Genomic DNA, 12783 nt, shown 5'->3' with positions numbered 1-12783 from the left:
ATGCACCGCAACCGCAACGCCAAGATCGTGGCGACGCTGGGCCCTGCCAGCTCGACCCGCGAGACCATCGAAGCCCTTTTCCAGGCTGGGGCCGATGTCTTCCGGCTGAACTTCAGCCATGGCAGCCACGCCGACCACAGCCAGCGGCTCGAAACCCTGCGCGCCATCGAGCGCGACGCGGGTCGGCCCGTGGGCGTGCTGCTGGACCTGCAAGGCCCCAAGCTGCGCCTGGGCACCTTTGCCCAGGGCAAGGTCTGCCTGAAAGAAGGCGACACCTTCTGCCTCGACCTGCGCAGCGAGGTGCCCGGTGACCAGGACCGCGCCGCCATGCCCCACCCGGAAATCTTCAAAGCCCTGGTGGTGGGCACCGACCTGCTGGTGGACGACGGCCGCGTGCGCCTGCGCGTGCAGCGCTGTGGCCCCGAGTTCGCCGAGACCCGCGTGATCGCCGGTGGCACCGTTTCCGATCGCAAAGGGGTCAACGTCCCCGGGGTGGTCCTGCCCCTGTCGGCCCTGACCGACAAGGACCGTGCCGACCTGGACCATGGCCTGAGCCTCGGTGTGGACTGGGTCGCGCTCTCCTTTGTGCAGCGCGCCGAAGACATCGCCGAGATCAAGGCCATCGTGCAGGGCCGCGCCCGCATCGTGGCCAAGCTGGAGAAGCCCGCGGCCATCCAGAGCCTGGAGGCGATCGTGGCGGAGAGCGACGCCATCATGGTGGCCCGTGGCGACCTGGGCGTGGAGATGCCGCCCGAGCAGGTGCCGGCCATCCAGAAGCGCATCGTGCGGGCCTGCCGCAAGGCCGGCAAGCCGGTGATCGTGGCCACGCAGATGCTGGAGTCCATGGTCTCGGCGCCGGTGCCCACCCGTGCCGAAGCCTCGGACGTGGCCACGGCCATCTACGACGGTGCCGACGCGGTGATGCTGTCGGCCGAATCGGCCTCCGGGCAGTACCCGGTTGAGGCCGTGCGCATGATGAGCGCGATCATCGCGCAGACCGAGGTGGACCCGCACTACCGCGAGGCCATCCACGCCGAGCAGACCAGCCACAAGCCTGAGCCGGCCGATGCCATCGGGGTGGCGGTACGGGGGGTGTCCGACTTGCTGGAGGTGTCGGCCGTGGTGGCCTACACCAGCTCGGGCTACTCGGCCTTGCGCATGGCGCGCGAGCGCCCGCAGGCCCCCATCCTGGGCATGACGCCTCGCCTGGCCGTGGCACGCCAGCTGGCCCTGGCCTGGGGTGTCTACCCCGTGCTGTGCCACGAGGTGATGGACGTGCTGGAGATGAGCGACTGGGCCTGTCTCACGGCGAAGAAGGAAGGCCTGGGCGTTTCCGGCGACACCCTGGTCATTTCTGCGGGCGTGCCCTTTGGCACCTCGGGCACCACCAACCTGCTGCGCATCGCCCAGATCGACTGAGCCTTCAGGCGTCTGAGCGCGTCCTCACGGTGCCTTACTGGGCCGTGAGGGGCGTGCCGATGGTGGTGCCGCCCACCACGGCCTCTTGCAGGCGCAGGGTGTAGCGGTCCTGCAGGGTGCCGCTGGCGTTGTAGGTGCTGCGCACGATCTGCACCGCACCCACGCCGGCCTGCGACCAGGTCTCTTCGGTGGCCGTGGCGCTTTGCGAGCCCCCTCCGGCCGCGGTCGTGTAGAGCGTGAACACCACCGTCTTGCGCAGGTGCACCACGTGCACGGGCGTCAGGCTGGTCGCGGTCGCGAGGTCTTCCTCGCCCAGGTAGGCGATGCGGACCTCCAGGCGGAAGGCGTCCGAGCGCCCGTCGCCGTCGACGTCGGCACCCCAGCTGCCCTGGCGCACCGAGCGCTGCTCCGAGCCCTCGGGGTAGAACACCACGGGAAAGTCCAGCAGGCTGCCCACCAGGGTCTTGGCGGCCACGGGGGCCTCGCCCAGCGGGTCCGCATCGAAGCTGCCCAGGCTGTTGACGGTGTAGCTGGCCAGCACGCCACCGAGGTCGGCGGAGGACTCTTCGACCGTCACGCTGCCGCTGTCTGCGCTGCCGGTCACCACGGTCTTCACCACGAAGGCGCCGGTGTCGGTGCCACTGGCGTCCAGGCGGGCGTAGGTCCAGCTGTCGCCTGCACCCATGGGGTTGTAGGCCAGGCTCGCCAGGTTCTCGCCAGCGGTGGCGGGCAGGGTGTCTTCCACCAGGGTGGTGGGCAGCGCCGCCTGGGCGGCCGACACGGTTGGCGAGCTGGCAGCGCTGCCGCCCCCGCCACCACAGGCCGACAGCGCCAGGGCGAGCACGATCGCCAGTGTCGCCGCCCAACCTTGTGTGAACCTGTGTGTCGCCATCGCCCGTCCTTTGTCCTTGTCGACACATTTTGGGCGGGCGACGACACGGTCATTGGCGGGAAGAGCGGGGCGCAGCGGGCGCAGATCGGGGGATTCGGCCTCGGTAAAATCGCGGCATGGCCCGCAAAGACAAACACGTCAGCGAAACACCCGCCACGCAGTGGCTCAAGGCGCAGAAAGTGGCCTACACCGAGCACGTCTACGACTACGTCGACCACGGCGGCACGGCCGAGTCGTCCAGGCAGCTGGGCTGGCCCGAGCACCAGGTCATCAAGACCCTGGTGATGCAGGACGAGCGCGCCGAGCCCCTGATCGTGCTGATGCACGGTGACCGCCAGGTCAGCACCAAGAACCTGGCCCGGGCCATTGGCGCCAAGTCGGTCGAGCCCTGCAAGCCCGAGGTGGCCCAGCGCCACAGCGGCTACATGGTGGGCGGCACCTCGCCCTTTGGCACGCGCAAGGCCATGCCGGTCTACGTCGAGGCTTCCGTGCTGGCGCTCGATGCCATCCTGATCAACGGTGGGCGGCGCGGCTACCTGGTGGGCATCGCGCCCGCGGTGCTCAGCGAGGTGCTGGGCGCCAGGCCGGTGGGCTGCGCCCTCTGATCAGGCCCCGGGGGCGCCGGCCTTCGGTGGCGGCAGGCCGGCCTCGGTTGCCCTGGCGAAGGCGATGCAGGCCTGGAAGATGGCAAAGGTGTTGCGCAGCACGTCGTCCAGGGGCTCGTTGCAGCGGTTGGCCACCCATTGCGTGGCGATGCGCGCGTTCGAGCCCACCAGACCCTGGGCCAGCATGGCGATGCTCAGGCCGGATTCCTCCAGTCGCGGGAACATCTGCTGCATGAAGCCGCTGATCAGTAGCGCGAAGTCCTGGTAGACCTTGTCGGCCATGGCCTGGATGCCGCCGCCCACATTGACCGCGTCGATCATGGTGACGCGGGCGCGGCGCGGGTCGTCGCGGATGAACTCCAGAAAGGCCCGCAGCGCGGCCTCTGCCAGCTTGCTGGGCTCGGGCTCGCAGCGCGCCAGGGCCATCACCGTGGTCTGCATCAGCTCTCGGCTGACCTCGCCGTACAGCGCCTGGAACAGCGCCTCCATCCCATCGAAGGACTCGTAGAAGTAGCGCGAGGTGAGCTGCGCCTGCTTGCACACGTCGCGCACGGTGGACTGGTGGTAGCCCTTCTCTCCGAACACCGCCAGGGCCGCTTCGATCAGCTTGGCGCGGCGCTGGCGCTGGCGCTCTTGCGAGTCGATGCCGCCGTAACGACGGCCGCTCGTCCCCTGAGTGGAGGGGGCTTCAGGGTTAACCCGATTTCTGGAAACGGCCATTGTCAAATACGATTTCTGAAATTGATCGTTGTCAAATGCGGTGCAGCCTGAAGAGGCCAGGCCGCCTGGAGTGGTGTAAATGAGCGAGTCTGCAGTCGAGCGTCACAGCGTTCTGGTCATCGGCACCGGGTTCTCCGGTTTGTGCACCGCCATCCGGCTCAAGCAGGAAGGCATCCATGATTTTGTCATCCTCGAGCGGGCCGACGACGTGGGGGGCACCTGGCGCGACAACCACTACCCCGGTTGCGCCTGCGACGTGCAGTCCCACCTCTATTCCTTCTCGTTCGAGCCCAATCCGGACTGGTCACGCCAGTTCGCTCAGCAGCCCGAGATCTGGTCCTACCTTCGCCGTTGTGCTGAAAAGTACGGCATCTTGCCGCATGTGCGCTTCGGCGCCAATGTGACCAGCGCTGTTTTCGATGAAGGCACCTCCACCTGGGTGGTCACCACAGCCGATGGCCGTCGCTTCCGGGCCGGGGTGGTGGTCTCGGGCGCCGGTGCGCTGAGCAATCCCTTCATCCCCAAGACCCCGGGCCTGGAGACCTTCCAGGGTGAGGCCTTCCACTCGGCCAACTGGCGCCACGACATCGACCTGCGCGGCAAGCGCGTCGGCGTGATCGGCTCGGGCGCCAGCGCCATCCAGTTCGTGCCGCAGATCGCGCCCAAGGTCGGTCAGCTCACCTACTTCCAGCGCACGCCGCCGTGGGTCATGCCCAAGCCCGACTGGGTGCGCTCGGCCTGGTCGAAGTCGCTGATGAAGGCCTTCCCGGCGGTGCAGAAGGCTTACCGTGGCCTGCTCTACACCCAGCTCGAGTTGCGCGTGCTGGGCTTCGTGATCACGCCCAAGGTGCTCAAGGTGCTGGAGTGGGTGGGCCGCCGCCACATCCACAAGCACGTGAAGGACCCGGCCAAGCGCAAGGCGCTGACGCCCACCTTCTCGGCCGGCTGCAAGCGCGTGCTGGTCTCCAACGACTACTACCCCGCGCTGGCCCGCGACAACGTCCACATCGTCACCGACGGCATCCGCGAGGTCACGCCCAAGGGCATCGTCACCAGCGATGGCCGCGAGCACAAGGTCGACGTCATCATTTTCGGCACGGGCTTTCGTGTGCAGGAACTGGTGCCGCGCGGCGCCTACGTGGGCACCGGCGGGCAGGACATGGCCGATGTGTGGTCGAAGCGCGGCGGCCCTGAGGCCTACCTGGGCCTGAGCGTCAGCGGCTTTCCCAACCTGTTCTTCCTGATGGGCCCCAACACCGGCCTGGGCCACAGCTCCATGGTCTACATGATCGAGTCGCAGGTGGCCTATGTGCTCGATGCCGTCAAGACCATGCGGGCCCAGGGCGCCAAGGTGGTCGACGTGCGCCCCGAGGTGCAGGAGGCCTTCGTCAGGCAGACGCAGAAGAAGCTGGCCGGCACCGTGTGGGCCTCGGGTTGCAAGAGCTGGTACATCAACGAGTCCGGCAAGAACACCACGCTGTGGCCGGGCTTCACCTTCCGCTACCGCCAGGCCACCAGCGCCTTCTCCCTGGCCGACTACCACGTCAAGGCCCCCACCACCAGCCAGGCAGGCACCGAACGGACGGCGCGCGCAGCATGAAGAACTTCCACAACAAGGTCGCGGCCATCACCGGCGCCGCTTCGGGCATGGGCCGCACGCTGGCCCTCGAACTCGCCTCGCGCGGCTGCCACCTGGCGCTGAGCGACGTCAATGAAAAAGGCCTGGCCGAGACCGCTCAGATGGCGGGCAAGCTGGGCGTGAAGGTCACCACAGCGAAGCTCAATGTGGCCGACCGCGAGGCCATGAACGCCTGGGCCGATCAGGTCGTGCGCGAGCACGGCAAGGTCAACCTCGTGTTCAACAACGCCGGGGTGGCGCTCGGCGCCTTCATCGAAACCGTCAAGCCCGCCGATTTCGAATGGATCATGGGCATCAACTTCTGGGGCGTGGTCTGGGGCACCCAGGCCTTCCTGCCGCACCTGAAGAAGGCCGGCGAGGGCCACATCGTCAACACCTCCAGCCTCTTCGGCCTGCTGTCGCTGCCCACCCAGGGCACTTACAACAGCAGCAAGTTCGCGGTGCGCGGCTTCACCGAAGCCTTGCGCCAGGAGCTGGACATGGACCGGTCCGGCGTGAGCTGCACCTGCGTGCACCCGGGCGGCATCCGGACCAACATCGCCAAAGACGCCCGCATGGATCCGGCCATGGCCGCCAAGACAGGCGGCAACGCCGAACAGGCCCGCGAGCGCTTCGACAAGCTGCTCAACACCACCACGGCCGAGAGCGCCGCGCGCCAGATCCTGCGCGCGGTCGAGACCAACCAGCGCCGCGTGCTGGTGGGGCCGGATGCCAAGTTCCTCGACAAGGTCGTGCGCCTGTTCGGCTCCTGGTACCAGCCCATGACCACCCTGTTTGCCAAGAAGGGCATGTTGGGCTGATGGCCCGGGGCCGCTGCGCCCATTGCGCCCATGGCGCTGAAGGAGTTTTCCCATGTCGGCAGCCCAGATCACCCGCACGGCCTCCGTGGTCCGTGCCCGTCCGGTCATCCGCCATTACCCGCCGCCGGGCGGGGCGCACGAGGCGGTCATGGCCGCCGTGATGCGCATGGCGCTCAAGCTCACGCTCAAGCCGTTCCTGGGGCCGCCCTGGCCCTTTGCCGTGCAGCGTGCGGCCCTGTCCATGGGGTCTGCGCTGATGCCGCAGGATGGCCGTGCGCAGGTGCAGTCGGCCAGGGTTGACGGCATCCCGGTCGAGCGCATCACGCCCCGCGGCGTCTCCCGGCCACGTCACGCCATCCTCTACCTGCATGGCGGTGCCTTCGTGGCCGGCAGCCCGCGCACGCACCGCAGCATCACGCGACGCCTGAGCGCGCTCACCGGCGCCCTGGTGCTGGCGCCCGACTACAGGCTGGCACCTGAGTCGCCCTTTCCGGCCCAGCTGGACGACTGCGTGGCCAGCTACCGCCAGCTGCTGAAAGAGGGCTACAGCGCCGATCGCATCGCCATCGCCGGTGATTCGGCCGGTGGCAACCTCACCTTCATGACGGCCATCGCGGCCATGAAGGCCGGCCTGCCGGCCCCGGCTTCGCTGGTGATGATGTCGCCCGCTTTCAGCCTGCACCCGCTGCCGAACTCCACCCACGCCCAGCGCGTGGGCCGCGACCCCATGATTCGCCTGGCCTGGGCGGCCAGCGTGGAGCCTGCGCTGAACGTCCCGCATGACCACCCGCTCGCCAACCCCATGGAACAGGACCTGTCGGCGCTGCCGCCTTCGCTGATCCAGGTCGGTGAAGACGAGGTGCTGTACGACAACGCGGTGTGGCTGGTCGAGGCCGCCACGGCCGCAGGCCGGCGCGCCGAACTGGAGGTCTACCTGCAGCGCTGGCACGTCTTCCAGGCCCATGCGGCGCTGATGCCCAGCTCGCTCCAGGCGCTGGACCGCCAGGCCGCGTTCATGGTGCAGCACTGGGCGGCCTGAGGGGCCTGAGGGGCCGCACCACCCCGATCCGCCACCCGAGACCGTCGACAAAAAAGGCTCCCCGCAGGGAGCCTTTTTGCATGGGGCGTGGGCCGAGGGGCCAGGCCTGTGGGCCCGGCATCGCATCCCGCTCAGCTGAAGCTGAAGTGCTCCTTGTCCATCTGCATGATGGACGCGGTCGGCGCCAGCATCGAGCGCTTGTGGCCATCCGCGCGGGGCAGCAGGCGTTCGAAGTAGAACTCGGCGGTCTGCACCTTGGCCTTGTAGAAGTCGGCCGATTCCTTGCCGCCCTTGGCCGCCTGCTGGCTGGCCACGATGGCCTGCTTCAGCCAGAAGTGGCCCATCATCACGAAGCCCGAGTACATCAGGTAGTCGTTGCAGGCGGCGCTGACCACGTCGCGGTCCTTGGCGGCGCGCAGCATGATGCGCAGCGTCAGCACCTTCCACTGGATGGCGCGCTTGAAGGCCATGCGGGCCATCTTGCCGATGGGGCCGCCGTCGAGCAGGTGGGGCTTGGCCAGGGCGATCATGTCGTTGGTGAAGGCCTTGATGCACTTGCCACGGGTCTGCAGCAGCACCTTGCGGCCAAGCAGGTCGAGCGCCTGGATGCCGGTCGTGCCTTCGTACAGCGTCGAGATGCGGGCGTCACGGGCGATGTGTTCCATGCCGTGTTCCTTGATGTAGCCGTGGCCCCCAAAGACCTGCATGCCGATGTTGGCGGCCTCCAGGCCCATTTCGGTGATGAAGCCCTTGAGGATGGGCGTGAAGAAGCCCAGCTCGTTGTCGTAGCGCTCGTACTTGGCCTGGTCGCCTTCGGCCACGCCGGCCACCATGTGGTCGGCCAGCTTGGCGGCGTGGTAGATCATGGCGCGGGCGCCTTCGGCAAAGGCGCGTTGCGTGAGCAGCATGCGGCGCACGTCGGCGTGCCAGATCAGGGCGTCGTTGGGGTGGTCGGCGTCTTTCTTGCCGCTGAGCGCGCGCATGGAGCGGCGCTCCTTGGCGTAGGGCAGGGCGCCCTGGTAGGACAGCTCGGCATGGGCCAGACCCTGCACGGCGGTGCCGATGCGGGCGGTGTTCATGAAGGTGAACATGGCTTCCAGGCCCTTGTTGGGCTCGGCGATCATGTAGCCGGTGGCACCGTCGAAGTTCATTACGCAGGTGGCCGAGGCGCGGATGCCCATCTTGTGCTCCAGAGCGCCGGCGCGCACCGGGTTGCGCTCGCCCAGGCTGCCGTCGGGCTGGATCAGGAACTTGGGCACGATGAACAGCGAGATGCCGCGCGTGCCCTTGGGGGCATCGGGCAGGCGGGCCAGCACGATGTGCACGATGTTCTCGGCCAGGTCGTGTTCGCCCGATGAGATGAAGATCTTGGTGCCGTAGAGCTTGTAGCTGCCATCGGGCTGGGGCTCGGCCTTGGTCTTGACCTGGCCCAGGTCGGTGCCGCACTGGGGCTCGGTCAGGCACATGGTGCCCGTCCATTCGCCGCTCACCAGGGGCGGCATGTAGGTGTTCTTCTGCTCGGTGCTGCCGAACTGGAAGATGGTGTTCATGCAGCCCAGACTCAGGCCGGGGTACATGGTGAAGGACCAGTTCGCCGTGCCCATCATTTCGGCCTTGAGCAGGTTGAGCGACATGGGCAGGCCCTGGCCGCCGTACTCCTGCGGGTGGGCCAGGCCTTGCCAGCCACCGGCCACGTACTCGGCGTAGGCTTCCTTGAAGCCCTTGGGGGTGGTGACCTCGCCGTTGGTGAAGGTGCAGCCCTCCTGGTCGCCAGAAAGGTTCAGCGGGGCCAGCACCTCTTCGCAGAAGGTGGCGCAGCCCTCCAGAATGGCCTCGACCATGTCAGGGGTGGCATCGGTGCCGTTGGACAAACTGGCATAGTGGCCGGTGTAGTCGAAGACGTCGTTGAGCAGGAAGCGCATGTCGCGCAATGGGGCCTTGTACTGCGGCATGGGAGGTCACCTCTCGTGTGGGGGCTGCGCAGGGCAGCTGTTCTGATCAAAGGGTGTCGAACGGTCTTTTGAAACGGTCGTTCGAATGGCTTGCATTTATACCGCAAGGCATTGGTTTTGCAAGGCCGGGAAGGCCCTTGAACGGCGGCCATCCCCCTCAGCAAAGGGGGATCGGACGCCTGACGCCAGACTGAATCGGGCTTGTCCCAGGGAGTGCCATGTACGAACTCTTCATCGCCAACAAGAACTATTCCTCCTGGTCGCTGCGGCCCTGGTTGCTGATGCAGGAGCTGGCCATCCCCTTCACCGAGCGCATGCAGCACTTCCTGCATGAAGGCACGTCCGCATCCTTTCGGCGGTTTTCGCCCACCGGGCAAGTGCCGTGTCTGCACGCCGGCGACTTCACCGTGTGGGATTCCCTGGCGATCGTGGAATTCCTGGCCGAGCGACACGGCGGTGTCTGGCCGGCCGACCCGGCGGCCCGCGTGTGGGCACGCTGTGCGGCGGCCGAGATGCATTCGGGCTTCGGCGCCTTGCGCAGCACCTGCGGGATGAACGTGGGCGTGCGCGTGCGGCTGCACACGGTGTCGCCCGCCTTGCAGGCCGACCTGAGCCGGCTCGATGCCCTGTGGAACGAGGGCCTGACCCTGTTCGGCGGGCCTTTCCTCGCCGGACGTGCCTTCACGGCGGTCGATGCTTTTTTTGCGCCGGTGGTGTTCCGCCTGCAGACCTATGGCCTGAGCGTGTCGCCCACGGCGCGGGCCTATGCCGAGCGGGTGCTGGCGCGCCCGGGCATGCAGCGCTGGCAGCGCGAGGCCCTGGCCGAACGCGTGCGCGACGCCGCCCACGAGGCGGAACTGGCTGGCGTGGGGGTGGTCACGCAGGACCTGCGTGCGCCCGTCTGACCGGCTCCGCGGTCCTTCAGCGCCGCTGCAGTTCGCGTTCGATCACCGTGGCCAGGGTGCGCGCTGCCGGGCCGATGCGCTCGGTGGGCACGGCCGCAAAGCCCAGGTTGAGGCCGGGCTGGCGCCGGGCCTGGTCGAGGTAGTACATCGAGAGCGGGCGGCACACCACGCCCTCTGCGAGGGACTGCGCCACCACCATGGTGTCGTCCACCGGCTGCTGGAAGCGGTAGACCAGCTGCAGCCCCGCGTGGCCGGCCGTGGTGGTGACGGTGTCGCCCAGGTGGCGCTGCATGGCGTCGAGCAACACCTCGCGGCGCTCGCCGTAAATGCCGCGCATGCGCTTGATGTGGGCCGTGAAGTGCCCCTCTTCGATGAACTCGGCCAGGGCAGCCTGCTCGGCCAGTCGGCCACCGCGATACAGCTCGGCGTTGCCGATGGTGAAGGCGTCGACCAGGTCGGTGGGCACCACCAGGTAGGCCAGGCGGATGCCGGGGAACATCACCTTGCTCAGCGTGCCCATGTAGATCACGCGCTGGCGTGAGGCCAGGCCAAACAGCGAGGCCAGGGGGCGGTCGGAGAAGTGCAGCTCGTTGTCGTAGTCGTCTTCGATGATCCAGGCGCCGGCCTGGTCGGCCTGCTCCAGCAGCTCGAGCCGGCGCTCCAGCGTGAGCACGGTGCCGGTGGGGTACTGGCTGGAGGGCGAGACGAAGACCAGGCGCGGCGGTTTGGCCCAGTCCTCCGGGGTGGGCGCCATGCCCTTGTCGTCCAGCGGGATGGGGGTGAGCTGCAGGCCCGCGGCCGTGAGCACGTTGCGGGCGCCCCAGTAGCCGGGGTCTTCGATCCAGGCGCGGTCGCCGTGGTCGGCCAGCATGCGGGCGCACAGGTCCAGCGCCTGGTGCGAGCCATTGATGATGATGACCTGCTTGGGGTCGACCGGCATCATCCGCGTCACGCGCAGGTAGTTGGCCAGGGTGACCTTGAGAGGGCCATAACCGGCGTGCGCGTACTGCAGCAGGTGGGCGTGCGAGACATCGAGGTACTTGCCCACCAGGCGGCGCCAGATGTGGAAGGGGAAGAGCTCCACATCGGGCACGCCGGGCGTGAAGGCGCCACGCTGCGCGATCGAGCTGCCGGCGTTGTTGGCAATGGACCCGCCGCGGCGCGAGAGCCCTTCGCGCCGAGCGCCCAGCAGGCGCTTGGGCGCTTCGTGTTTGGGCCGGCGTGTGACCGCGTCCGACACATAGCTGCCATCGCCCACGCGGGCCTCGATGTAGCCCTCGGCGGTGAGCTGTTCGTAGGCGTGCACACCGGTGTTGCGGCCGATGGCCAGGTCTTCGGCCAGCACCCGCGTGGGGGGCAGCTTGGTGCCGGCAGGCAGTTCGCCGTCCAGGATGGCCGAGCGCAGCGCCAGGTAGACGCGGATGCGCAGCTTGACCGAGGCCGATTGGCGCTGCAGGTACTGGTCCAGCAGTTGGGTGATGAGCCGTGGTTCCATGGGGGGGTGGATTGGTTCCCTGGATGCAGGGGGTGGCGGGCCGAGGTGGAGCCATTGTCCACCCCTTGCCCTGGGGTGCCGCGTACTTGTCTCACTTTGGGACGGTAAGTGGTGAAAACCCGGATTGGTTCCTTTTTGTGCCGAAGAATTGGTTTCTCCGCCATCCAATGGCCTGCCTATGATGCACGCACTCGGGGCCCAAACCCTTGTCTTCTTCGGACAGGCCGGGCCCCTCCAACGAACGCACCCGACCCGGGACACCCGCCATGAGCTCGTCCGCCGCTTCCACCCAGCCGCATGTGGCCTTTCGCCATGTTCAGAAAACCTACGACGGTGAAAACCTCATCGTCAAAGACCTGAACCTCGACATCCGCCGTGGTGAGTTCCTGACCCTGCTGGGCCCATCGGGTTCGGGCAAGACCACCTGCCTGATGATGCTGGCCGGTTTCGAGACCCCCACCTCGGGCGAGATCCGCCTGGGCGCGCAGGTCATCAACAAGGTGCCGCCGCACCAGCGCAACATCGGCATGGTCTTCCAGAACTACGCCCTGTTCCCGCACATGACGGTGGCCGAGAACCTGCGCTTCCCACTGGCCATCCGCAAGCTGCCCGCCGCCGAGATCGACGCCAAGGTCAAGAAGGCCCTGGGCATGGTGCGCCTGGAGGCCTTTGCCGGCCGCTACCCGCAGCAGCTGTCGGGCGGCCAGCAGCAGCGCATTGCGCTGGCCCGCGCCCTGGTGTTCAACCCCGAGCTGGTGCTGATGGACGAGCCCCTGGGCGCACTCGACAAGCAGCTGCGCGAGCACATGCAGCTGGAGATCAAGCACATCCACCAGGAGCTGGGCGTGACCGTGGTCTTCGTGACCCACGACCAGGGCGAGGCCCTGACCATGTCCGACCGCATCGCCGTGTTCGACAAGGGTGTGATCCAGCAGATCGACAGCCCCGAGGCCCTCTACGAGCGCCCGGCCAATGCCTTCGTGGCCAGCTTCATCGGCGAAAACAACGCCCTGGCAGGCACGGTCGAGTCGGTGATCGATGGCCGCTGCATGGTGCGCCTGGAAGGGGGCGCGCAGGTCGAGGCCCGCGCCGGCCAGGGCATGAGCCAGGGTGCCCGCACCATGCTTTCTGTGCGCCCGGAGCGTGCCGTGCTGCTGCAGCCCGGAGAGCACGCGGCCAACCAGTTCAGCGGCGCCGTCAAGGAAATCATCTACCTGGGCGACCACGTTCGCCTGCGCCTGGACCTGGCCGGTCAGCACGACTTCACGGTCAAGACCCCGATTTCTCACCTCGACCACAGCCTGAAGGCCGGCGAGC

The 12783-nt window shown here is 67.7% G+C and carries 11 protein-coding genes; 7 read left to right on the top strand and 4 right to left on the bottom strand.

What is annotated here, in order from left to right; all coding sequences use genetic code 11:
- Positions 1 to 1419: a pyruvate kinase gene (gene pyk / locus QZ994_RS04255; protein ID WP_290868698.1), complete on the top strand. Its 1419-nt coding sequence runs from the start codon at positions 1 to 3 to the stop codon at positions 1417 to 1419.
- 34 nt (positions 1420 to 1453) lie between these two features.
- Here the strand turns inward: pyk and QZ994_RS04250 are convergent, their stop codons facing one another.
- Entirely contained in the window at positions 1454 to 2311 is an 858-nt protein-coding gene (locus tag QZ994_RS04250; RefSeq protein ID WP_290868695.1) for a hypothetical protein, read from the bottom strand.
- Positions 2312 to 2427: 116 nt separating this feature from the next.
- Here QZ994_RS04250 and ybaK point away from each other — a divergent pair, with 116 nt between their 5' ends.
- Positions 2428 to 2916, top strand: coding sequence for a Cys-tRNA(Pro) deacylase (ybaK, locus tag QZ994_RS04245; protein ID WP_290868692.1), 489 nt, complete (start codon positions 2428 to 2430; stop codon positions 2914 to 2916).
- Here the strand turns inward: ybaK and QZ994_RS04240 are convergent, their stop codons facing one another.
- A complete protein-coding gene (locus QZ994_RS04240; RefSeq protein WP_290868689.1) occupies positions 2917 to 3636 on the bottom strand; it encodes a TetR/AcrR family transcriptional regulator in 720 nt (239 codons plus the stop codon).
- Between the two features lie 79 nt (positions 3637 to 3715).
- On the opposite strand from QZ994_RS04240, the gene QZ994_RS04235 reads away from it, so the two are divergent.
- The 3 genes from QZ994_RS04235 to QZ994_RS04225 are packed head-to-tail and all read left to right on the top strand — an operon-like array spanning position 3716 to position 7114.
- Positions 3716 to 5236 carry an NAD(P)/FAD-dependent oxidoreductase gene (locus QZ994_RS04235; RefSeq protein ID WP_290868685.1) on the top strand — a complete coding sequence of 507 codons (1521 nt, stop codon included), beginning with the start codon at positions 3716 to 3718 and terminating at the stop codon, positions 5234 to 5236.
- A complete protein-coding gene (locus tag QZ994_RS04230) occupies positions 5233 to 6075 on the top strand; it encodes an SDR family oxidoreductase (RefSeq protein WP_290868682.1) in 843 nt (280 codons plus the stop codon). Before QZ994_RS04235 ends, QZ994_RS04230 begins: the two co-directional genes overlap by 4 nt.
- Positions 6076 to 6127: 52 nt before the next feature.
- Positions 6128 to 7114, top strand: coding sequence for an alpha/beta hydrolase (locus tag QZ994_RS04225; RefSeq protein WP_290868679.1), 987 nt, complete (start codon positions 6128 to 6130; stop codon positions 7112 to 7114).
- A 131-nt stretch (positions 7115 to 7245) separates the two neighbouring features.
- On the opposite strand, the gene QZ994_RS04220 is transcribed toward QZ994_RS04225, so the two are convergent.
- Positions 7246 to 9066, bottom strand: coding sequence for an acyl-CoA dehydrogenase C-terminal domain-containing protein (locus tag QZ994_RS04220; RefSeq protein ID WP_290868676.1), 1821 nt, complete (start codon positions 9064 to 9066; stop codon positions 7246 to 7248).
- Positions 9067 to 9284: 218 nt separating this feature from the next.
- Here QZ994_RS04220 and QZ994_RS04215 point away from each other — a divergent pair, with 218 nt between their 5' ends.
- Positions 9285 to 9971, top strand: a complete 687-nt coding sequence (locus QZ994_RS04215) for a glutathione S-transferase family protein (protein ID WP_290868673.1) — start codon at positions 9285 to 9287, stop codon at positions 9969 to 9971.
- Positions 9972 to 9987: 16 nt separating this feature from the next.
- On the opposite strand, the gene QZ994_RS04210 is transcribed toward QZ994_RS04215, so the two are convergent.
- Positions 9988 to 11466: a PLP-dependent aminotransferase family protein gene (locus tag QZ994_RS04210; RefSeq protein ID WP_290868670.1), complete on the bottom strand. Its 1479-nt coding sequence runs from the start codon at positions 11464 to 11466 to the stop codon at positions 9988 to 9990.
- Positions 11467 to 11732: 266 nt separating this feature from the next.
- On the opposite strand from QZ994_RS04210, the gene QZ994_RS04205 reads away from it, so the two are divergent.
- On the top strand, positions 11733 to 12783 hold a 1051-nt coding region (locus QZ994_RS04205; protein ID WP_290868667.1), incomplete at its 3' end, for an ABC transporter ATP-binding protein.

It is taken from the genome of Aquabacterium sp. (assembly GCF_021768455.1).
Classification (GTDB): domain Bacteria; phylum Pseudomonadota; class Gammaproteobacteria; order Burkholderiales; family Burkholderiaceae_C; genus Aquabacterium.
Note: the sequence above shows the minus strand (reverse complement) of the source record. Positions and strands in the feature narration are given on the sequence as shown.

Coding starts and splice junctions, on each gene's coding strand:
- QZ994_RS04240 (WP_290868689.1), bottom strand. CDS start 3,636: ATGGCCGTTTCCAGAAATCGGGTTAACCCTGAAGCCCCCTCCACTCAG.
- QZ994_RS04250 (WP_290868695.1), bottom strand. CDS start 2,311: ATGGCGACACACAGGTTCACACAAGGTTGGGCGGCGACACTGGCGATC.
- QZ994_RS04220 (WP_290868676.1), bottom strand. CDS start 9,066: ATGCCGCAGTACAAGGCCCCATTGCGCGACATGCGCTTCCTGCTCAAC.
- ybaK (WP_290868692.1), top strand. CDS start 2,428: ATGGCCCGCAAAGACAAACACGTCAGCGAAACACCCGCCACGCAGTGG.
- QZ994_RS04210 (WP_290868670.1), bottom strand. CDS start 11,466: ATGGAACCACGGCTCATCACCCAACTGCTGGACCAGTACCTGCAGCGC.
- QZ994_RS04215 (WP_290868673.1), top strand. CDS start 9,285: ATGTACGAACTCTTCATCGCCAACAAGAACTATTCCTCCTGGTCGCTG.
- QZ994_RS04225 (WP_290868679.1), top strand. CDS start 6,128: ATGTCGGCAGCCCAGATCACCCGCACGGCCTCCGTGGTCCGTGCCCGT.
- QZ994_RS04230 (WP_290868682.1), top strand. CDS start 5,233: ATGAAGAACTTCCACAACAAGGTCGCGGCCATCACCGGCGCCGCTTCG.
- pyk (WP_290868698.1), top strand. CDS start 1: ATGCACCGCAACCGCAACGCCAAGATCGTGGCGACGCTGGGCCCTGCC.
- QZ994_RS04235 (WP_290868685.1), top strand. CDS start 3,716: ATGAGCGAGTCTGCAGTCGAGCGTCACAGCGTTCTGGTCATCGGCACC.